This is a genomic window from Ruegeria sp. CL7 (assembly GCF_056536445.1).
In genome coordinates this window covers 73900-94090 of sequence record NZ_JBQFPQ010000002.1, presented here as the reverse complement: position 1 = coordinate 94090, position 20191 = coordinate 73900, and the positions used below count along the sequence as shown (strand labels likewise).

At 57.3% G+C, this 20191-nt stretch carries 19 protein-coding genes; 12 read left to right on the top strand and 7 right to left on the bottom strand.

Features of this window, described 5'->3' with window-relative positions:
• Positions 1-73: 73 nt before the first annotated feature.
• Positions 74-775: a GntR family transcriptional regulator gene (locus ACR0LI_RS09050; RefSeq protein ID WP_480491155.1), complete on the top strand. Its 702-nt coding sequence runs from the start codon at positions 74-76 to the stop codon at positions 773-775.
• Positions 776-868: 93 nt separating this feature from the next.
• On the opposite strand, the gene ACR0LI_RS09045 is transcribed toward ACR0LI_RS09050, so the two are convergent.
• Positions 869-1303, bottom strand: coding sequence for a LysR substrate-binding domain-containing protein (locus tag ACR0LI_RS09045; protein ID WP_480718468.1), 435 nt, complete (start codon positions 1301-1303; stop codon positions 869-871).
• A 232-nt stretch (positions 1304-1535) separates the two neighbouring features.
• Here ACR0LI_RS09045 and ACR0LI_RS09040 point away from each other — a divergent pair, with 232 nt between their 5' ends.
• Genes ACR0LI_RS09040 through ACR0LI_RS09030 form a run of 3 tightly spaced genes read left to right on the top strand, consistent with a single transcriptional unit; the run spans position 1536 to position 2389 of the window.
• Entirely contained in the window at positions 1536-1883 is a 348-nt protein-coding gene (locus tag ACR0LI_RS09040; protein WP_171723814.1) for a CHRD domain-containing protein, read from the top strand.
• Complete coding sequence (locus ACR0LI_RS09035; RefSeq protein ID WP_480488244.1) at positions 1880-2020, top strand: hypothetical protein; 141 nt, start codon at positions 1880-1882, stop codon at positions 2018-2020. Before ACR0LI_RS09040 ends, ACR0LI_RS09035 begins: the two co-directional genes overlap by 4 nt.
• A gap of 12 nt (positions 2021-2032) precedes the next feature.
• Positions 2033-2389 (top strand): beta-barrel domain-containing protein, encoded by a 357-nt coding sequence (locus ACR0LI_RS09030; RefSeq protein ID WP_480491359.1) that lies wholly within the window; start codon positions 2033-2035, stop codon positions 2387-2389.
• 106 nt (positions 2390-2495) lie between these two features.
• On the opposite strand, the gene ACR0LI_RS09025 is transcribed toward ACR0LI_RS09030, so the two are convergent.
• On the bottom strand, positions 2496-3113 hold the full coding sequence (locus tag ACR0LI_RS09025; RefSeq protein ID WP_171169500.1) for a TetR/AcrR family transcriptional regulator: 618 nt from the start codon (positions 3111-3113) through the stop codon (positions 2496-2498).
• A 146-nt stretch (positions 3114-3259) separates the two neighbouring features.
• Between ACR0LI_RS09025 and ACR0LI_RS09020 the strand changes: the two genes are divergently transcribed.
• The 6 genes from ACR0LI_RS09020 (at position 3260) to ACR0LI_RS08995 (ending at position 10370) form a co-directional block, all read left to right on the top strand.
• On the top strand, positions 3260-4189 hold the full coding sequence (locus tag ACR0LI_RS09020; protein WP_480620219.1) for an AEC family transporter: 930 nt from the start codon (positions 3260-3262) through the stop codon (positions 4187-4189).
• A 103-nt stretch (positions 4190-4292) separates the two neighbouring features.
• Entirely contained in the window at positions 4293-5126 is an 834-nt protein-coding gene (gene fghA, locus ACR0LI_RS09015) for an S-formylglutathione hydrolase (protein ID WP_480718370.1), read from the top strand.
• A 3-nt stretch (positions 5127-5129) separates the two neighbouring features.
• Positions 5130-6587, top strand: coding sequence for a Si-specific NAD(P)(+) transhydrogenase (gene sthA / locus ACR0LI_RS09010; RefSeq protein WP_480488249.1), 1458 nt, complete (start codon positions 5130-5132; stop codon positions 6585-6587).
• On the top strand, positions 6584-7039 hold the full coding sequence (locus ACR0LI_RS09005) for a YaiI/YqxD family protein (protein WP_171119171.1): 456 nt from the start codon (positions 6584-6586) through the stop codon (positions 7037-7039). Before sthA ends, ACR0LI_RS09005 begins: the two co-directional genes overlap by 4 nt.
• Positions 7040-7160: 121 nt before the next feature.
• Positions 7161-8255 carry an S-methyl-5-thioribose-1-phosphate isomerase gene (gene mtnA, locus ACR0LI_RS09000; RefSeq protein WP_480718369.1) on the top strand — a complete coding sequence of 365 codons (1095 nt, stop codon included), beginning with the start codon at positions 7161-7163 and terminating at the stop codon, positions 8253-8255.
• Positions 8256-8330: 75 nt separating this feature from the next.
• Positions 8331-10370, top strand: a complete 2040-nt coding sequence (locus tag ACR0LI_RS08995) for a bifunctional aldolase/short-chain dehydrogenase (RefSeq protein ID WP_480718368.1) — start codon at positions 8331-8333, stop codon at positions 10368-10370.
• A 45-nt stretch (positions 10371-10415) separates the two neighbouring features.
• Here the strand turns inward: ACR0LI_RS08995 and ACR0LI_RS08990 are convergent, their stop codons facing one another.
• Positions 10416-11651, bottom strand: coding sequence for an MFS transporter (locus tag ACR0LI_RS08990; RefSeq protein ID WP_171723820.1), 1236 nt, complete (start codon positions 11649-11651; stop codon positions 10416-10418).
• 148 nt (positions 11652-11799) lie between these two features.
• Between ACR0LI_RS08990 and zapE the strand changes: the two genes are divergently transcribed.
• Positions 11800-12867 (top strand): cell division protein ZapE, encoded by a 1068-nt coding sequence (gene zapE / locus ACR0LI_RS08985; protein ID WP_171636208.1) that lies wholly within the window; start codon positions 11800-11802, stop codon positions 12865-12867.
• A 64-nt stretch (positions 12868-12931) separates the two neighbouring features.
• On the opposite strand, the gene ACR0LI_RS08980 is transcribed toward zapE, so the two are convergent.
• The 4 genes from ACR0LI_RS08980 to ACR0LI_RS08965 are packed head-to-tail and all read right to left on the bottom strand — an operon-like array spanning position 12932 to position 19177.
• The gene (locus tag ACR0LI_RS08980; RefSeq protein ID WP_171636209.1) at positions 12932-14206 is read right to left on the bottom strand and encodes a bifunctional folylpolyglutamate synthase/dihydrofolate synthase; all 1275 of its coding nucleotides are present in this window, start codon (positions 14204-14206) and stop codon (positions 12932-12934) included.
• Positions 14203-15132 (bottom strand): acetyl-CoA carboxylase, carboxyltransferase subunit beta, encoded by a 930-nt coding sequence (gene accD / locus ACR0LI_RS08975; RefSeq protein ID WP_209833845.1) that lies wholly within the window; start codon positions 15130-15132, stop codon positions 14203-14205. The genes ACR0LI_RS08980 and accD overlap by 4 nt, the downstream gene beginning before the upstream one ends.
• A gap of 60 nt (positions 15133-15192) precedes the next feature.
• Positions 15193-16077 carry a CPBP family intramembrane glutamic endopeptidase gene (locus ACR0LI_RS08970; RefSeq protein ID WP_480718467.1) on the bottom strand — a complete coding sequence of 295 codons (885 nt, stop codon included), beginning with the start codon at positions 16075-16077 and terminating at the stop codon, positions 15193-15195.
• Entirely contained in the window at positions 16070-19177 is a 3108-nt protein-coding gene (locus ACR0LI_RS08965; protein WP_480718367.1) for an ABC transporter transmembrane domain-containing protein, read from the bottom strand. The genes ACR0LI_RS08970 and ACR0LI_RS08965 overlap by 8 nt, the downstream gene beginning before the upstream one ends.
• Positions 19178-19429: 252 nt before the next feature.
• Between ACR0LI_RS08965 and ACR0LI_RS08960 the strand changes: the two genes are divergently transcribed.
• Positions 19430-20191: a DUF6478 family protein gene (locus ACR0LI_RS08960; RefSeq protein ID WP_171636215.1), complete on the top strand. Its 762-nt coding sequence runs from the start codon at positions 19430-19432 to the stop codon at positions 20189-20191.

Below are 20191 nucleotides of genomic sequence, written 5' to 3'. Positions count from 1 at the left end.
GCTGCGCCTTTACGGGCCGACAATAATGGCCTCATAATAACAATATGTTTGTACGTAATTGGATGAACACCACGTGACCGATCAAAAACCTCTCGGCTTTCAGGACATTCGGGACGAAGTCGTGAACCGCATTCAAACCCGTGTCTGGCCACAGGGCAGCCTGTTGCCGACCGAGATGGAACTGGCAGCCGAATTCGGTGTTGCACGGGCGACGGTCAATCGGGCGCTGCGGGAACTTGCCGAACAGGGAATTGTCACCCGCAAACGCAAGGGTGGCACGCGTGTTGTGACCACACCGGTAAAGCAGGCGAAATTGCCGATCACTGTCGTTCGACAGGCCATCGAAGAAATGAACGCCGAATACCGCTATGCTCTGGTAAGCCGAACACTAATCGATTGCCCCGCGTGGTTGCAGGCAAAGCTGAGCATCCCGGAAGGTGCGCAGGTCGTCCATCTGCAATGCATGCACCACGCCGACAACCGTCCGTTTCAGTTCGAGGAACGCTGGATCAACGTCAGCACCGTGCCTCAGGTTCTCGACGAAGATTTCCTGACCGCCGGGCCGAATGAATGGCTGCTGTCCGAGGTGCCGTTTTCAAACGCTGAAATTGCCTTCTCTGCCGTCCCGGCAACAGGGCATTTGCAGGAGTTTCTGGCGGTACCGCCCGGCACACCGTTGTTTCAGCTAGAACGCACGACATGGTTTCGCAGCGATCCTGTTACTTTCGTGCGCATGACCTTCCATCAGGGATACCAGATGCGCACCACGTATTGAGGCCAGAGCACCGAACAGGTTTTGACATAGGAGCAAAAACCTTATCACTTCGATTCCACCTTCCTGACTGTCGTGGCAGTCACCTTTGCCCGTTCAGCATCCGAAGCAGCCGAGATTTGGTTCTCGTTGTTCAATGGCCAATGCAGAGACAATTGTACAATCGTCGGAATGGCAAATATGGCGGCAGGTCGTCTCGAACCTCAGCGCCGTCAGGTCGAAACGCTTGCTGATACGGCTTGATCCATCTTGTTTGGGAAGCCTCCCCTCAAGTTCGTATCCAAAACCGTGTGGAAGCCGGATGAAATCATACGGCGGAGCATCCTCTGGGGTGATGGATGACAAGGAGCAAAGCGCGTGCCCTTTTCGAAGGGCCAGAAACAATGGTTCAGACCAGATTGAAGTGAAATCCAAAGCGGCGCTGCTGTTGATTTTCGCCGCAAGCGCCTTGTCCAGCAAGTGATCATCGACCATACGCAACATGTTTTCAGGCAGATCCTCGACCAGCGCGACCCGCATCCACGGAAACAGCGGGCTGAAGGGTTCAGAGATACCCGGTCAGATAAGGGGCCTAAGTCGGAGTCATTCCGACAGTCAAAGGAACTGCTTCGGGGTCGCGGAACTCGGTCGCGGTGTCACGGATTTTCCGCGCATCGTTCAGAAGGCGCCCAGCCTGTTCAACGACACGGGCACCGTACACTGTCGGGGCACATCGTTGTTGAGGCGCAGGAACAGATCGGTTCCCAATTCCTGTTCAAGTTTTTTGATCTGGTTGGCCAAGGGTGACATTCGCACCGTCACCCTGAGCGGCAGCCTGAACGCAGAGCAAGAGCCCGGGCCGGCCTTGGACAGCAAGGTCACCGGCCACGCGACCGTAGTCATCACCCGGAATTCGGCGACCGGAGAAATCTCGTATTCCAGCGAACTGAGCGTTGTCGGTCGGAGCGAAGCTGACCTGAACACACCCATCCCCGGCGCGGTTTCGGCCATCCATCTGCACAATGTGCCGGTCGGCCGAAACGGCCCGGTTGTACAGGAATCGCTGGCGGAGGCAGGCGCCACGCTGAACGTGAACGCATCAGGGGGCTCGGTGTCATCGGTCAGGACGTGATCTCGAACCAGGTCGAAACCGATGGACTGTTTTCAACTAAGTACGTCATTGACTCGGCTGATGGCGACGTGATTGTCGGCAGCGATCTGACCAATGCGCTGAACGGCGCGGTCGGCGTTGATCCGCAGAACGGTTAAGGCGGCGACGACATCCTTATCGGTTGCAATTCGGCGATTTCGGGCCGGATTAGACTTGGTGACGTCAACAAGCTGAAAATCGGTCAGGCCACACGGATTCGTTTGTCGGCTTTTGCGCAGGCCGATGTGTCCGAGGCCCGAGGTTCAATCTTTAATATCTCAGCCGACGCATTGGAGGACGAACGCACTGGCGAGTGCAATTTCAAGACCCGGGTCAAACTGAACGATCGGCAATCCGACGAAGTGGCGGCTTTGGACTTGGTCCCCGGCATGCCCGCAGACCTGTTCGTCAACACAAGCGAACGCGCAGTGATTGCATATCTGGCACAGCCTGTCAGCGAGCGTCAGGCCAGAACTTTCTTCGAGTAAAGGGTTTTAAAAGACTTGCAGCTTTAAACTGTTGTGTATCGAGTGTTTTGGTGAGTGAGCGATGGCCTGCGCCCCTGTTCCGGGCGCGGGCCATCACTTTTGTGGGTCAGACCCCGTAACGGGCAAGAAACATGTCAACGGCCTGAGCAGCGACCTGATCTATTTCTTCCTGGGTGAACGTGTTCTGAATGCCAAAAGCCGCCCGGGTCCAGATCCGCACTTTGCACAGTTCGGAAAACTGCTCGGCAGCGATATGTACATCATCAATGGCCAATTCGCCCTTGGCCACGGCTTTTTCCAGATACTCGGCCATCTGTCGCTGGCCGTTTTGCGGCCCTGCCTCGTAAAACGCACGGCCAAGCTCGGGAAACCGGTCGCGCTCGGCAACGCAGATCCTGAAAACCTGCTGCGCGAAATCCGACACAAGGAAGGCCGTCAATTGCGTCGCCGTGATCTGAAGCACTTCGCGGGCGGGTTTGGTTTCGTCGATCATCGAGATGACCCGCTCGGCCATCAGGCAGCATTCTGTCTGGGCCACTTCCATGAACAAAAGGCGCTTGTCCGGGAAATAGCTGTACAGCGTTGCTTTTGACACGCCCGCCGCGCGGGCAATGTCATCCACACTTGCCCCTTCAAACCCATCCGCCATGAAAACCTCTCGAGCCCCGCGCAGAACCTGGTCGAATTTACGGCCGGTGCGCAGGATGGTGGCGGTCTGGGTCATGTCTTCTCCTCGATCGATAGCTGCGCCAGTTTATAAACCGCTCGGTTTAGATACAACGATTCTCAAATATTCCAGCGAAGCGGAGGTTGCATTTGCTTTGATGTCGGGTACTTGCAGCGCGTTCAAACCGTGCTAGGACTGGGCCCATGGTCGAAATCTTTCTGCGCACCCTTCCGTTTTTCGCGATTATCGGCCTGGGCTTTTGGGCGGGGCGCACGCGTTTTTTCACGGCTGAAGCAACGGCATATCTGACCAAGTTCGTCTTTTTCTTTGCGCTGTCGGCGATGCTGTTTCGCTTTGCCGCCACCCTTCCCTTTGCCGAGATTTTCAATGCCCGGCTCATCCTTGGATATCTGCTGGGAACCATGACCGTTTACGTTCTGGCGTCGGCCATCGCCTGGCTGCGCAAGCTCGACATTCCGACCGCTGCGGTCGAGGCTCAGTGCGCGGCCATCGGCAATGTCGGGTTCCTCGGGCTGCCCATGCTTTCCCTTTTGTTCTCCGAGGCTGCGATCGGGCCCGTGATGCTGGTTCTGACCGTCGATCTGGTCGTGTTCTCTTCCCTTATCGTGATCCTGATCAATGGCGGCCGTGACGGCAAACTGACCCCGACCACCTTCAAGTTGATCGGAATGGGTTTGGTCCGCAATCCCATGATCGTATCCATCTCGGCCGGTCTCATCTGGTCCTCGCTGCAATTGCCTGTTCCTGAACCTCTTGGCGATTTTCTGATCATTCTCGGTGGTGCAGCGACTCCGGGTGCATTGTTCGCCATTGGCGCGTCATTGGCAGACAAGTCGGCTGAACGTGTCCAGATCGCGGCATGGTTGAGCTTCTGCAAACTGGCGATCCATCCGGCCTGCGTTGCGGTCGCTCTGTTATGGCTGATACCGATTGATACTTTTCCCGCAACTGTTGCCATCTCTGCCGCTGCTTTGCCCGTTGCGGGCAATGTTTACATGCTGGCCGCGCATTACGGCATTGCCCCGCATCGCGCGTCGGCGGCAATCCTTCTATCCACAATCGTCAGTATTCTCACCGTGCCGATGGTGATCGCCTGGGCGGGCACATTCTGACCTTCACCTTTTCGAAAAATACTCTCAACGAAGGCGCACAGACTTTACGCCGGGTCCGCGGATCGTTAGCCATGTTGCGACTCGAAAACAAGGACGGTGCCTGATGGAAACCCTTTCGGAAAATGCCTGTTTTGGCGGTGTGCAGGGCGTGTACCGCCACGCCTCTTCGTCGTGCAAGTGTGACATGACTTTTGGCCTGTTTCTTCCAGCCGAGGCCAAGGACGGCCCGGTCCCGGTTCTTTGGTATTTGTCGGGATTGACCTGCACCCATGAAAACGCGATGACCAAGGCCGGGGCTCAGGCGTGGGCCGCGGAACAAGGGATCGCCGTGGTGTTTCCGGATACCTCGCCGCGTGGTGACGGCGTCGCAGATCATGAAGATTATGATCTGGGTCAGGGCGCAGGGTTCTATGTGAACGCGACACAGGAACCCTGGGCGCCGCATTTCCGGATGTGGGACTATGTCGCCGAAGAGCTGCCCGCCCTGCTGTTCGAAAACTTCGCCATCGACAGCGAACGCCAGGCCATAACGGGCCATTCCATGGGGGGGCACGGCGCCCTGACGCTTGCCATGAACCTGCCCGGACGCTTCCGTTCGGTGTCAGCCTTTGCGCCGATCTCGAACCCGACCGGAGCGGATTGGGGACGCAAACAGCTGAGCGCCTACCTTGGTGACGACGAAACGCTTTGGGCAAAACACGATGCGTCCGTGTTGATGAAGAAAACCGGCTTTGACGGTCCGATCCTGATCGACACAGGTGCAAACGATCAATTCATGGACCTTTTGCGCCCCGAAGCGTTGGCGCAAGCCATCGCCGAACGCCGCCAGCAAGCGACGTATCGCTTCCAGCCGGGTTACGATCATTCGTACTTCTTTGTGTCCACGTTTATGGAAGATCACGTCATCTTCCATGCCGAGGCACTGTACGGAGACTGAGGGATGAGCAATTACGATTATGACCTGATCATCATAGGGTCGGGGCCTTCTGGGCGTTCTGCGGCGATTCAGGCAGGCAAACTGAAACGGCGTGTGCTGGTCATCGACCGCAAAGACCGTTTTGGTGGCGTCTCTGTCCACACCGGCACGATTCCGTCCAAGACCCTGCGCGAAACGGTTCTGAACCTGTCGGGCTGGCGCGAGCGCAGCTTTTACGGGCGTTCATACCGGGTAAAGGATCAGATCCGGGCAGAAGACTTGAAAGCCCGCCTGCATATGACCCTCGACCATGAAGTCGACGTGTTGGAACATCAGTTCAACAGGAACCATGTCGAAACCCTGGACGGTCTGGCCAGATTTGCCGGGCCGCACGAAGTAGAGGTCGCAACCGATGCCGGGGAAACAACGCGTGTGACGGCCGCGAAGTTCCTGATTGCGACAGGTACGAAAACCTATCGCCCGGATTATGTCCCGTTCAACGGCAAGACGGTGGTGGATGGTGACGAATTTCTGGAAATGGCAGAGATTCCGCGCTCGCTGGTCGTTATCGGTGCCGGGGTCATTGGCGTGGAATATGCCACGATGTTTTCAGCCCTGGACGTGCGTGTGACGCTGATTGAACCCCGCGACACGTTTCTGGATTTCATCGACAGCCGGTTGATCCACGACTTTACCCATCAGATCCGGGAAAACGGTGTCGACCTGCGTTTGGGCTCGGCTGTCGAGAAGATTGAAGACGCCGGTGAACATGTGGAAGTGACCCTTGAAAACGGTCGCCACGTTCGCGCTGAAATGCTTCTGTTTGCGGCCGGACGCATGGGGGCGACGTCCAAACTCAATCTGGATGCCGTCGGGCTGGAGACGGACCACCGCAACCGGATCAAGGTAGACCGCAAGACATATCAAACGGCGGTTCCGCATATCTATGCCACGGGCGATGTGATCGGACATCCTTCGCTGGCATCAACCTCTTTGCAGCAGGGGCGCGTGGCTGCCTGTCACGCCCTTGAAACGCCCACGCTGCCGGAAAGCCCGTGGTACCCCTATGGCATCTATTCAGTGCCCGAAATATCAACCTGCGGAATGTCGGAAGAAGAATTGCAGGAGCGCAACATCCCCTACGAGGTCGGTGTCGCGCGATTCCGCGAGACGTCACGCGGACATATCATGGGGCTGGAACACGGCATGTTGAAAATGCTGTTCTCGCTCAAGACCCGCAGGGTGCTGGGTGTCCAGATCGTTGGTGAAGGCGCGACGGAGTTGATCCATATTGCGCAGGCCGTGCTGAACCTGAAAGGTACGGTGGACTACTTCGTTCAGAACACGTTCAACTACCCGACACTTGCCGAAGCGTATAAAATCGCGGGCCTGGATGCGTTCAACCGCATGCCCATACCCGAGGAATTCAAGGTCAAAAAGAAACCGGTGGAGCCGGCAAAGAAAGAGGCAAAGAAGGCGTGACGACGCTGTATGTCGATGGCGATGCCTGTCCTGTAAAAGCCGAGGCCGAACGGGTCGCGACGCGGCACAAGGTGCCGATGGCGCTGGTGTCCAATGGCGGGCTTCGTCCATCGGCCAACCCGCTGGTGCAGGTCATTGTCGTTTCCGAAGGCGCGGATGAGGCCGACAAATGGATTGCCGAACGCTGTGGAGAAGGGGATGTCGTCATAACGTCCGACATCCCTTTGGCCGCAAAATGCGTCGAAGCAGGCGCACGCGTGCTGCGCCCCAATGGTGAAACCTTCACCGCGGCGAATATTGGCCAACAACTGGCAATGCGTGACTTGATGGCCGATCTGCGCGCGGCCAATCCGTTGGGAACCGGCGGCGGTGGGCGACCCTTCGGTAAAGCCGACCGCTCGCGGTTTCTGGACGCCTTGGAACGGGAAATACGTGCCGCCAGAAAGGGATGATCATTCCTTTTGCTAGATCAAATACTGACCCGAATTCCGAAACGCCCGTTTACAAGTACCTCATTAGAACGCACCCTGTGCTTGAATTCCGATCAGGCTTTTCGAATACGGAGACTGCGTTATGAAAGTACAAGGCACCCATTATCGGTCTATTTGGTGGGACAAACCGGCAGGCGTGGTTCGGATCATCGACCAAAGGTGGTTGCCGCATGATTTTCGGGTCGTAACCCTGAAAACGCTTAATGAATTTGCAGCTGCGATACGGGATATGTGGGTCAGGGGCGCACCTTTGATAGGCGCGACCGCTGCGTTTGGAATTGCCGAGCAGATGTCTCGGGACAGCTCAGAAGCCTCGTTTGACGCCGCGTATGACGTTTTACATGCAACCCGACCCACGGCAATCAACCTGCGCTGGGCATTGGACAGATGCCGAGAAGCGCTGATGCCGCTTGCTCCGGGTGACCGCGCCGAGCGCGCCTGGTCGCTGGCGCAGGAGATTGCAGACGAAGATGTCGAGATCAACGCCGCAATCGGCCGGCACGGGTTGGAACTGATCAAGGATATCGCGGCCCGAAAACCCGCCGGTGAGCCGGTTCGGTTGCTGACGCATTGCAATGCGGGATGGCTGGCGACTGTGGATTGGGGCACGGCCACAAGCCCGATGTATCACGCACATGACGCGGGCATCCCCTTGCACGTCTGGGTGGATGAAACCAGACCGCGCAACCAGGGCGCACTGACATCCTGGGAATTGGGCGAACATGGCATTCCCCACCACTACATCGTGGATAATGCCGGCGGTCATTTGATGCAGCACGGCCTGGTTGATTTGGTGATTACGGGCACGGACCGAACCACGGCCCAAGGTGATGTTTGCAACAAGATCGGGACCTATCTAAAGGCTTTGGCTGCGCGGGACAACGGTGTGCCATTTTATGTCGCCCTTCCCTCTCCTACGATTGACTGGACCGTTCGCGACGGTGTGGCCGAAATCCCGATCGAAGAACGTGATTCCAGGGAAGTCTCCCATGTCATGGGGGTTGATGGGCAGGGGAACATCTCGGATGTACGCGTGACGCCAGACGGCACGGAAGGTGGCAATCCTGCCTTTGATGTCACCCCAAACCGGCTGGTGACAGGGCTTATCACCGAGCGCGGCGTCAGCGAGGCGTCTGCTGACGGGCTTGCCCGGTTGTTTCCCGAACGGGCTGGTTAACACTTTGTTTAGCACAGTCTTGAATTGTGCAATCGCCCACGCGGATCATGCACCCGCTTAACTTGCTGAGAATGAATGATGATTGAAAACTGGTACAGGGCCGACGAGGCACGGAAATGGCGTGACCGGGCCGGAACAGACCCCGCAGATCAGGAACTGGGCGAACGTGTCTATACCTCGCGGCTGATCGGTCAGAACCCGGACCTCCTGATGCACGGGGGAGGCAACACGTCGGTCAAACTGGAACGCCCTGATCTGTTTGGCGATCCACAGCGCGTTCTGCATGTCAAGGGATCTGGGTGGGATCTGGACAGCATCGAGGCACCGGGCTTGCCGGGCGTGTGGCTAGATCCTTTGATGAAACTGCGCGCATTGGACCATCTGTCAGATGCACAGATGGTCAATGTTCAGCGCGCCAATCTGTTGGATTCGGGTTCTCCGAACCCCTCTGTAGAAACTCTGTTGCATGCATTTTTACCGCACAAATATGTGGATCACACGCATGCGACACCCTTTCTGGTGCTCGCCAATCTGCCAAATGCCGAGGACGTCTGCCGCGAGATTTTTGGCGACCGACTGGGCATTGTGCCCTACATCATGCCTGGCTTCGGGCTGGCCAAAAAGGCGGCCGAGGTATTTGAAGAAAACCCGAATGTCGAAGGGCTTCTGCTGCTTCAGCACGGACATTTCACGTTCGGCGCGACGGCGCAGGAAAGCTATGACCGGATCGTGGCGCATACCAACGAGGTTGCTGCCTATTTCGGGATGAAGGACCTGACGACAATTGGCCGTCGCGATCCGGCTGAGAATCTTGAGGTATTGCCGATCCTGCGCGGGGTCATCGCCGAAGTGGCGGCCCAACGGGATGACCCGATGCCGATTTTTGACCTCCGCAACGGGCCGGATGTCATGCAGTTTTTCGATCGTCCGGATATTGATTCATTGGCCCAGCGGGGCATGGCGTCGCCGGATCACGTATTACGGACAAAAGGCTGCCCGCTTGTATTGCGCGCGTCGGATTTGTCTGGGGGGCGGTCTCGGATCAAGGCAAAGGTCGAAGAGTTTGCCAAAGACTATCGGGCGTATTTTGAACGGCAGGCGCCGCAGGCCGACGAACGCAAGAAACTGCTGCCTCAAGACCCCAAGCATGCGTGGATCGAGGGCGTGGGGATCCTGGGAATGGGCCCGAACGCAAAGGCTGCCTCGGCCGCGGCAGATCTTGCGGAACAAAACCTGCGGGTGCGATCAGTGGGCGAAGACGCGGGCGGTTTTTTTCCCATCAATGAAAAAGATCGCTTTGATTGTGAATACTGGTCCTTGGAACAGGCGAAGCTGGGCAAAAGCTCACCACCTCCGCTTCAGGGCAAGATTGTGATGGTGACCGGTGGTGCAGGGGCGATAGGTCTGGCAACCGCCAAGGCCTTTGCTGATGCCGGTGCAAATGTCGTTCTGGTGGACCGGGATGAACGGGCGTTGGCCAAGGCCAAATCGACCCTTGGCACATGGCATTCGACATATGCCTGCGACGTAACCGAGAGAGGCGCCGCAGATGCCGCGATTGCGGCGGCGATACACCGGTTTGGTGGGATCGATGTAATGGTATCGAATGCCGGGTCGGCGACTTCGGGCGCTTTGCTGGATCTTGGTGACGACGAATTCCGCGCGGCTTTTGAACTGAATTTCTTCGCGCATAAGGCATTTGCGACGCAGGCTGCCCGAGTGATGCAAGCTCAGGGCCGCGGCGGTCAGATCCTGTTCAATATCTCCAAACAGGCGATCAACCCGGGCCGGAACATGGGGGCCTATGGTACGCCAAAAGCCGCCACACTGTTCCTGTTGCGCCAGTTGACGCTTGAATTGGCCGAATATGGAATCCGTGTAAACGGGGTGAATGCAGATCGAATTCGGTCTGGCCTGCTGACGGATGGTTTCATTCAGGAACGCGCTGCCGCACGTGGCGTTTCCGAGGAGACCTATATGTCAGGCAACCTGCTGGGCCGCGAAGTCGAGGCGAAGCATGTCGCGAACGCCTTTGTTGCGCTGGCGCTGATGGAACGCACCACCGGTCATGTCGTGACGGTGGATGGCGGCAATACCGAGGCCGAACTTCGGTAACGCCTTTGCCCGATTGGTTCCCTGCCTGTGGCGTGTCGATGTGCCTCAGGCAGGAACTGCTGACCGGTTCTCGCGGATCGGCAGGTGGACTATGGCGCTGAAGGCACCGATCGCGACCCCGATCCACCAAACCATATTGTAGTCGCCATACTGGTCATACATGCGTCCGCCAAGCCAGACGCCCAGGAAGCTGCCGATCTGGTGGCTCAAGAAGATAAAGCCATAGAGCGTTCCCATATAACGCAGACCGTATAGATGCGCGACGAGCCCCGAGGTCAGCGGCACGGTGGCCAGCCAAAGCGATCCCATCACCAGCGAGAACACGATGACCGTAAGGGGTGTGATCGGGAACACGATGAACAAAGCCGCTGCAATCGTCCGGCCCGTATAAACCGCTGCCAGAAGGTATTTTTTCGGAAAGTGGTTGCCGGCCCAACCCGCCAGTAGCGTGCCGCCGATATTGGCCAGACCGATCAATGAAATCGACACCGCACCAAGTGCGGATGTAGAGGTGATCCCGATGGAATGCAGTACGCCTCCGGGCTGGATTGGTCCACACATCTCGGCCACGAAAGCCGGGAAATGCGCGGTGATGAAGCCCAGCTGGTATCCGCAGCTGAAAAAACCCAGAAATATCAGCGCATAGGAAGGGTCGCGGAACGCCTTTCCCAGAATCTCGCTCATGCTTTCTTGCATCTCTGCCTTCGAAACGGGCTGTGGTGCACGCATGAAGGGCAAGGTCAGCACAAGGGCAAGAATTGCCGCGGCAAACACGACAAAAACCTGCTGCCAGGGCAGGAAAGTCAGCAGCCATTCAGCGGTCGGCGCCCCCAGAACCTGCCCAAAGCTGCCCGCAGCAGTAACGATGGCCAGCGACATGGACCGGTTTTCATCGGTGGACGCGCGTCCGACAACCGCCAGAACCACGCCAAACCCGGTCCCGGCGATGCCGAAACCCACCAGCCACGCGTATATCTGATGCTCGAACGGTGTAACGGACCACGCCGTCAGCACCATGCCAGCCGCGTACGTGAGAGCGCCGAGGATGATGGCTCGGCGGTCGCCCACCTTTTCGGCAATCGCCGCAAAGATCGGCTGCCCGATGCCCCAGGCCAGGTTTTGAATTGCAATCGCCATCGAGAAATCGGTCCGCAGCCAGCCGAACTCATCGGCTATCGGAATCTGGAATACGCCGAACGACGCACGAACGGCGAAGCTGACCGTGATGATGATACATCCGACAATCAGAATCGGATTCAACAAGCGGGCGGATCGGGGCATGGAACCTCAGGCGTAACGTCCGAAGGACCGTATTACTTTTGGTGTCACCGTCAATTCAGCAGATTTGCGGTCACGGATAAACAAAATTGATGTGTCGCCAAAAATGGCTTCTTTTCAACGGCCGAGGCGACGGGTAAGGCTCGGATTCATGACGGATCTTATTTCGCTTTACGAGGCCCGCATCGCGGACGGAACGCTGACACGCGACGACGCGCAAGAGGCCGTTCTGCCCCAATTCGAACGCATCCGGGCGGCGCTGTCCAAGCCGGTCAAACGCGGGCTCTTCCGCAAGGCGCCTCCGCCACCCAAAGGGTTGTACCTGTGGGGCGGTGTCGGGCGTGGGAAATCCATGCTGATGGACATGTTCGTCGATACGCTGGGCAATATCCCGGCACGACGCGTGCATTTTCACGCTTTCATGCAGGAAATTCACGCCGGAATGCACAAGGCCCGGCAACAGAATGTCGAGGATGCCCTGGCACCGGTGGCGAAAGAGGTGGTCAATTCAGTTCGCTTGCTCGCGTTTGACGAAATGCAGATCACCGACATTACGGACGCAATGATTGTCGGGCGGCTGTTTGACTTGTTGCACGAAGGCGGCGTGGTCGTGGTTACCACGTCGAACAGGCATCCCGACGATCTGTACAAGGATGGGCTGAACCGGCAGCTGTTCCTGCCGTTCATCGCGCATATCAAAGAGCAGTTGCAGGTGTGGGAATTGGTGTCGCCGACGGACTATCGGCAGAACCGGTTGGAGGGTGCCCCGGTCTATTTCACTCCGATTGGCCCAGAAGCCCGGCAGAAGATCAGAGAAGTCTGGACAGATCTTGCCGGTGGACCCGCTGATCCGCTTGTGCTGCACGTCAAAGGCCGGGCCGTTGAATTGCCCGCCTTTCGCAACGGGGTCGCGCGGGCTTCATTCTATGATCTGTGTGGCCGCATGCTTGGGCCGGGTGATTATCTGGCGATCGCCGAAGAGGTAAAAGTGCTCGTGCTTGAGGACATCCCACGCCTGTCGCGCAACAATTTCAACGAGGCCAAACGTTTTGTCACCCTGATTGATGCGCTTTACGAAGCCAGGGTGCGTTTGATCTGCTCGGCTGCAGCGGAACCCGAGATGCTGTATGTCGAAGGCGAAGGAACCTTCGAATTTGAACGCACGGCATCACGCCTGCGTGAAATGCAGGATCAGGATTGGGGGCGACAGGGACACTGATCCGCCCGTATCGCCCGCGCCCCATCCAAGACAGTGTCAGCCAGATCATGAGGTTGGCACGCGCCTACGCGTTTTCTTGCAGAATTTTCCCAGCCAGATAGAGCGAGCCGCAGATCAGAACCCGCGCCTGCGGGTCATTGTCCGCAATCACTTTCAATGCGTCCGCCACGCTGTCGGCGGTGGATGCGGGAAGGTTGACCCTGGCCGCAGCCGCAGCGGTTTCTTCCGCGCTGAGCGTTGCGGTCTCACCCGGAATGGACACGGCTGTCAGACTTGTCGCTTTCTCTGCCAGAGGTGCAAGATACCCTGTCACATCCTTGGTGTTGAGCATGCCGCAGATCATGTGCGTGGGTTTTTGCGGCAGGTTCGTCAGTACATCCGCCAACGCGATTCCGGCGGCGGCGTTGTGACCACCATCCAGCCAAATCTCGGCATGCGGCGCCTGATCGACAAGCGGGCCGGATTTCAGACGCTGCATTCGCGCCGGCCATTCGGCCTTGGTCACGGCAGCTTCGTATGCGTCGTCGCCCATGTTCAGATGGCGCAGAACAGCCAACGCTGCGCCCGCATTCTGAATCTGATGTGCGCCCAGAAGGTTGGGCAGAGGCACATCCCGTAAACCGGTTTCGTCCTGATAGATCAGACGCCCGTTTTCTTCCTGCACGTGCCAGTGCTGACCATGAACCAACAAAGGCGCACCCAATCGGGCGGCCGTGTATTCGATGACCTCAAGCGCTTCGTCCTGTTGCGGGCCGACAATGCACGGAACGCCGGGCTTGATGATGCCCGCTTTTTCCGCCGCGATCTTGCCCAAAGTATCACCCAGGAACTGTTCATGGTCGATGGATACGGGGGTAATAACCGTGACGGCCGGGTTTTCGATCACGTTTGTGGCGTCCAGGCGCCCACCCAGCCCGACCTCGAGCAATGTGAAATCTGCCTTGGCGCGGGAAAAGGCCAACAGGGCGGCGCATGTTGTGATCTCGAAATAAGTGATGTTTTCGCCGCCATTCGCAGCGTAGCATTCATCCAGAACCGCCGTCAGTTCTGGCTCCGAGATCAGCTCTCCGGCCAATCGAATACGTTCATGAAAACGGGCCAGATGCGGCGAGGTATAGGCGTGTACCGAGCGCCCTGCCCTTTCTAGACCCGCTCTGATCATCGCCTGAGTCGAGCCTTTGCCGTTGGTCCCGGCAATATGAATGACCGGCGGCAATTTCAACTGCGGATTGTCCAATGCCGCCAGCAGACGCCAGACACGGTCCAAGGTCAGATCAATGATCTTGGGGTGCAGCGCCATCATCCGGTCGAGGATGGCGTCGGACGTCCTGGCCGTCATTTCTGATCTGTCTCTTCGGCGGGGAGTTCTGTTGCGTCGGTTGGTTCCGGTGCCGGCAGATCGCCCATGATCGCCGGCGGCAGATTCATCAGCATCCGCGTGATGGTAATCAGTTCATCGCGCATTTCGGTACGTCTGGTGACACGGTCCAGCATCCCGTGATCCAGCAGGTATTCGGCGCGTTGAAAGCCTTCGGGCAGTTTTTCGCGGATCGTCTGCTCGATCACGCGAGGTCCGGCAAAGCAGATCAGCGCATTGGGTTCCGAGATATGGACATCGCCCAGCATCGCATAAGACGCAGTAACGCCACCGGTTGTCGGATGAGTCAGCACCACGATATATGGCAGGTTGGCTTCCTTCAGCATCTCGACTGCCACGGTGGTGCGCGGCATCTGCATCAGGCTGAGGATACCTTCCTGCATACGGGCGCCCCCGGCTGCCGAGAACAGGATCAGCGGCCGTTTGAGTTTTACCGCCTCCTGCGCGGCGGCGATGATCGCGTTGCCGACATACATGCCCATCGATCCGCCCATGAACGAAAAGTCCTGCGCGGCGGCCACAATGGGGGTGCGGCCAATTTCACCCAAGACAACCAGCATGGCTTCCTTTTCGCCGGTCTTCTTCTGCGCTGCTTTCATGCGGTCGGGGTATTTCTTCTGATCGCGGAATTGCAACGGGTCGTCTTTTGGCGCGGGCACTTCAAGTTCGGTAAAGATGCCGCCGTCAAACAAGTGCTTGAACCGCTCACGCGGTGTGATCGCCATGTGGTGGTCGCACTGTGTGCAGACATTCTGGTTTTCCGCCAGCTCGCGATGGAACAGCATCGTTCCGCATTCGTCGCATTTGTGCCAGAGGTTTTCAGGCACTTCGCGGCGTGAGAAGATCGAGTTGATCCGGGGGCGGACGTAGTTTGTGATCCAGTTCATGTCGGAACCTTGGCTTGTGCGGTGTTGACGTCAAATAGGACGCCACGGAAGGAATTGCAATCAACGCCTGAGCGCAAGTCGCGCGGCCAGCCAGCAAACGAACATCACGGCAAGGTCCACCAGAAGCCAGGGACGAAGCTGTTCGGCATCAGATGCATCAAACGGAAGGGTGTACAGCGCCAGTCCGTTCAGGTTATCCGGCAACGAGATGAACAGCAACGCAATGATGTTGTTGAAAAAATGCAAGGCGATAGCTGGCCCCAATGTTCCCGCCCGTGCCGTTAGGTCCGATGTCAGCAGACCGAAAACGCAAGCCCACAGCGCAATCAGCAACGCGTTGTCGCCAGCCGTGTCCGGTGTGTAATGTCCAATTGCAAACAGGATGGATGGTACCCCCATCCAGATGACAGGCGATTGGAATCTGGCTGCCAGGGTTTGCTGAATATAGCCTCTGAACAACAGCTCTTCGGCGCTGGTCTGCACCAGAACAACCAAGGCCGAAACCGGCAAAAGAAGAAGCCAAGTTGACAATGGCAGGTTCTGCGACAGAGATCCGCCAAAGCCATAAGGCGGCAGCAGGAACCCGACAACGCCCAAAATAAGAAGTGCTTTCAACACTTTAAGGAATTGGCCCGCAGCCAATCGGTACCCGCCCACGATGGACACCAAAGACCTGTGCTGAACCTGCCGCGCGGCGACGGCCACGCCCAGAATGATGGATCCGAAACTGGCCAACAGCAACAGCAGCGCGAGGGGTGAACCGCCCAACAGAAGCGTCTGCGCCCAGTTTTCCGGACCCATCCCGGCAACCACGGTAAAAAATACCATGTTCAGAACGCTGACCAGCACGGCAACCAGCAAGAGCCCCAGCAACAGGCGCCAGATTTCCGGTTTGCCGCGTGCGGTTTCGACCAGATGGTCATGAGCGGAATATGCTTTAGGCATTTTCACCCGTGCTTTCCTGAATCGCCTGATCCGTAATCGTCGGGAGCAGCTCCTCGGGGTTCTGCGCCGCATTGATTCTTGTGGACAACGTAGTCAGATATCCCGCAACAGTCTGTAGCAATTGCGTAGCAACCGAAGCGTCGCTTTCGACCACGGCACGCAGTTCCTCGGCGCCGATACGCAGGAACCTGCAATCTTCGGTGGCGACCAGATCCAGTTGTCTGGGCTCTCCTGTTATGATCGAGAGATCACCGATCAGCCGCCCGGGTTCAATGATCGAGATCGGGCGTTTTTTTCCATCATCCGTGGGCCAGTCCAGCCTGGCCTGCCCTGAGACGCACAGATACGCCGCGTCGGGCACCTGACCACGCGAGAAAATGACTTGCCCCGCTGCTGCTTCGTACCATTGCGCTGAGAACGCCAACAACCGCTGGTTGCGGCCATCCACGCCGGAAAACAACTCGGTCGCCGAAATGATTTCGAGCTTGCGGCTCAGATCGTCCGACGTGCTGTCTTCTTGCGGGGATTTGGATCGTGACACACCATCGATACGGCCATCCTTGATTTCCACAAACAGATCATACGCTTCGGGATGTGCAAAGTGATCTTCCATAAAGATCATAATGGAATCCGGCAACAATTCCCGCAGTTTCAGGCGGGTGCGCAACCGGCTTTCGGAATCGTGACTTGCCAGGGCCCTGTCCAGAATCAGGACGTCAGGCCGTTTGATACCCGCGCGTGAGAATGCGGCACGCTCCTGAAAGACGGTCGGCAGATTGTTCCCGCCCAGGCCTGCTGGCAGATCGTAGATGATGGCAGCTGCACGGCGTCGCAGGCCGGCTTCGTTCATGGCTTCGGCCACAACGTCTTCTATTTCGTCCGCGTGTGCACCGGCCATCAACGAAACCCGGCCGTAGATCGCATTTTCCATCGCGGTCAGACGTGGCACATAGATGTCCGGCGCAACTGACATGAACATGCCGCCCATCGCGTCCAGCAGCCGCTTAGCCTGACTTTTGCGGATGGCAAGAATCTTTTCCTTGTATTCTTCCGGGAAGTTTGGGCCGATCTGCTCGGCCGTCAACAGGAACGGTACCGTCAATAGCAATGCGCGCTCCTGGTCGCTTACGGCCATATCACCCTTGGCTTTGCGCCGTTCTTCGATATCCAGCAATTTGTGATACATGTCCTTGGACATGCCAAGCCTCAGGAAAAGCGGGTGATCCGCCCCGTCCCGCCCGAAGGTCTTGCTGAGCGTGTCCATGACGGCCTGAGAAATGCTGATCACGTCGTCAACCAGATCATGGGCGCTGAGCATCTGAACGAACCGTTCGTCACCCGCCAGTATATCCGGAGAAATGTCCTTGGATGGCGCCGCGAACAACAAGTTTCCGCCCAGCGGAACTGCCGGGTTAAAGCGATCAGGGTCGAAACGGTACACATATCGATCAAGCCCCTTTTCTGCCAGGCGCTCGGCGATGGTCCCTCGTAAATTGACAACTTCCTGTGCCAGGACCGGGTGAATTTCCGGGTCGAACTGCGTACGCAAAGTGCGGCGGAACATGAACTCGTCGATGCCCATCGCTTCCACCAGCTGGAACCACCAGTCACGTATGTCGTCGATATCGTCAAGACCGGCGAGACCCGGGTCAATCCATTCATCGTCCAGAGAATCCGGCGAATTGCCTGCACGAACAGCTTCGATCTGCCACCGCGTCGGGGCCTTGAGCATATCTGCTTGATGTCGTGGATGCGTGCGCAAAGGCATCATGAGGTTGTCGCCCAATGTGCCGTCAAACAGGTAAGGGCGCGAATAGGCATAGCCGATCCGGGCCGCGATGACGGCCTGATGCAGACCCCGCAGATTATGCCCCGCTATTATCACCTCACCCTGAGCCGGCAACACCTCACGAGTCAAAAGCTGTCCCAACGCACTGCGTTCCGACGCCTGTCCAGACTGAATTGCGACGCGCGCGCCACGCGGAATGGTCAGATCAAGATCTTCGAGAACGGTTTTCCCATCGCTGTCGCGAACCGTCACATTTCGCAGCTCGATGTCGCCAGTCAGACGCGGGATGGTTTCAGGTTCTCCCTCGAACAGCTCTTCCGGTATCATGTTGTCAGGCGCAAATCTTTCGGTGACGATTTCCCAACGCAAAGACATGTCCTGCACCTGGTTGTAATAGGTCAGCAGATCCTTCCATGGGCCGCTCAGATCCTTGTAGGCGCCCAATGCGGCAACCAGCGCACCTACGGTCACCTCACCGGTAATCGCCAGATATCCTCCCACTGAATAAAACAGGAAGGGTGTCATCTGAGTTATCAGGTTGTTAAGGAACTTCATGAAGAATTTTTTGTTGTAGATCTTGAAACGGATCTCGAACAGTTTCCCTAGCCGATGGCTGAATTGCGCAAGGCGATAGCGCCACCCTCCGTTGGTACGCAGATCGCTGATACCTGCCGCAGTTTCGCCGATCTCCGAGCTCAGACGTCGAACTTCCTGAATGCGGTCCTTGTTTAGAAGGTTGATCTGCCGCTGAAGCTTGGGGATCAGCCAGGCCTGAAGCGGGATCAGCGCGATACTGGCAAGTCCGAACCAAACGCTTTGCATGAACAGGAAGGTGACGATCGTCATCATCTGGCCGAACTGGAAAACCGGCTGCGCGATGGCATCCCCCATCAGGCCACCCATCGGTTCGGCCTCGGACGTGATCATCGATACTAGCTCACCCTGGCTGGTGGTCGCAAAATAGGATTTCGGAAACCGCATCGACCGTTGAAACAACGTATAGCGCAGGCGCCGCAGCATGCGCTCGGCAAGGACGCCCTTCATCGTGTTGATGCGCATCTTCATGACACCGCTCACGATCACCGTCGCCAGGAACGCAACACACAGTATCATTAGATACTGAACCTGCGTCACGGTGAAGTTCCAGATGGTTACCGTGTCACCCGGCGCGCCGATTGCGTCGTTGATGATCTGTTTGGGAAGTTCCAGCGAGGCGTAAAGAAACGGGAACGACAGGACCGTCAGCAGAAGTAGAACAAGTTGCTGTTTCTTCGAATATTTCCAAATGAAGGCAAATAAAGTGGACTCCATAACCTGGCCTTGTCATGCGCTAAACTGTTGTGTGGCTGTTCTTGGGATGACCCACTTTGCAGGAGCCAAACGGTAAGCACTGACCCGGTACATTGCAAGAATAGACCGGTTCAGTTTCAGCATGTTGCGCCTATCCAAATTGTGGTCAGACCCCAACAGGAAAACACAAGGCTTCGATAGCAATTCCGTTATTACGGTTTTGTTCATGCCGTTGTCCTTGACTAAGGCCGGGCATTATCGGACGACGTGGCCATGGGCAGGATTCTGGATCGCTATATTCATCGCAAGACTCTGGGGCGCTGGCGTCGGGCCGCGCATCAGGCGCCGTATGCCAGCCAGGCAGATTTGCGCTTGCAACGGGATCAGGCCCGCAGTTTGCGCAGGCATCTTGATCATTTAATTCAGCAGGCAGACAGTCGCTTGATCCGGCCGACGATTGGGTCCACACAGTTTCCCAAACCCGTCGGAACAGACTGGAGCTGCCGTCCCGACCTATGGCGTGCGCCCCTCACGCAACCGGGTGTGGCTTCGGCACCGCGAAAGACCGTCCTGGACAGTCAGGTCAGCGTGTTCCACGATTGCCCGTTTTCTGAAATTGCCGTGCGGCAAGTCCGAAACAGAGAGGACAGAGATTTGGCTCCGTTCAGTCTCGTGATCGAGGCTTTCAGCTTTGGGGGGTCCTTCCTGTCCGTTTCGGTTGAATTGCCTGAGGACGCTGCAATTCACCTGACGCGCGAGCATCTTGTGAGGCTGGAAACCCTGATCGAGTGTGAAAAGCCATCGGGCGTTTTCGCGCGCCTCAACATTCAGCACGGGCCCAATATGGAACAGGTGTTGCGACGCCTTGATCCCGGCGAGGTATCAAAGGCCGTGGATTTTGATCTGGCGCATCTCCCCCTGAATGAGCGCAGGATCGAAAAAATCTGGCTGGATTTGATTTTTGAAACGCCCGAGATGAATCGCATGGTGGTGCGGGATCTTACGTTTTGCCGTTTTCATCGCGCCGATTTGTGA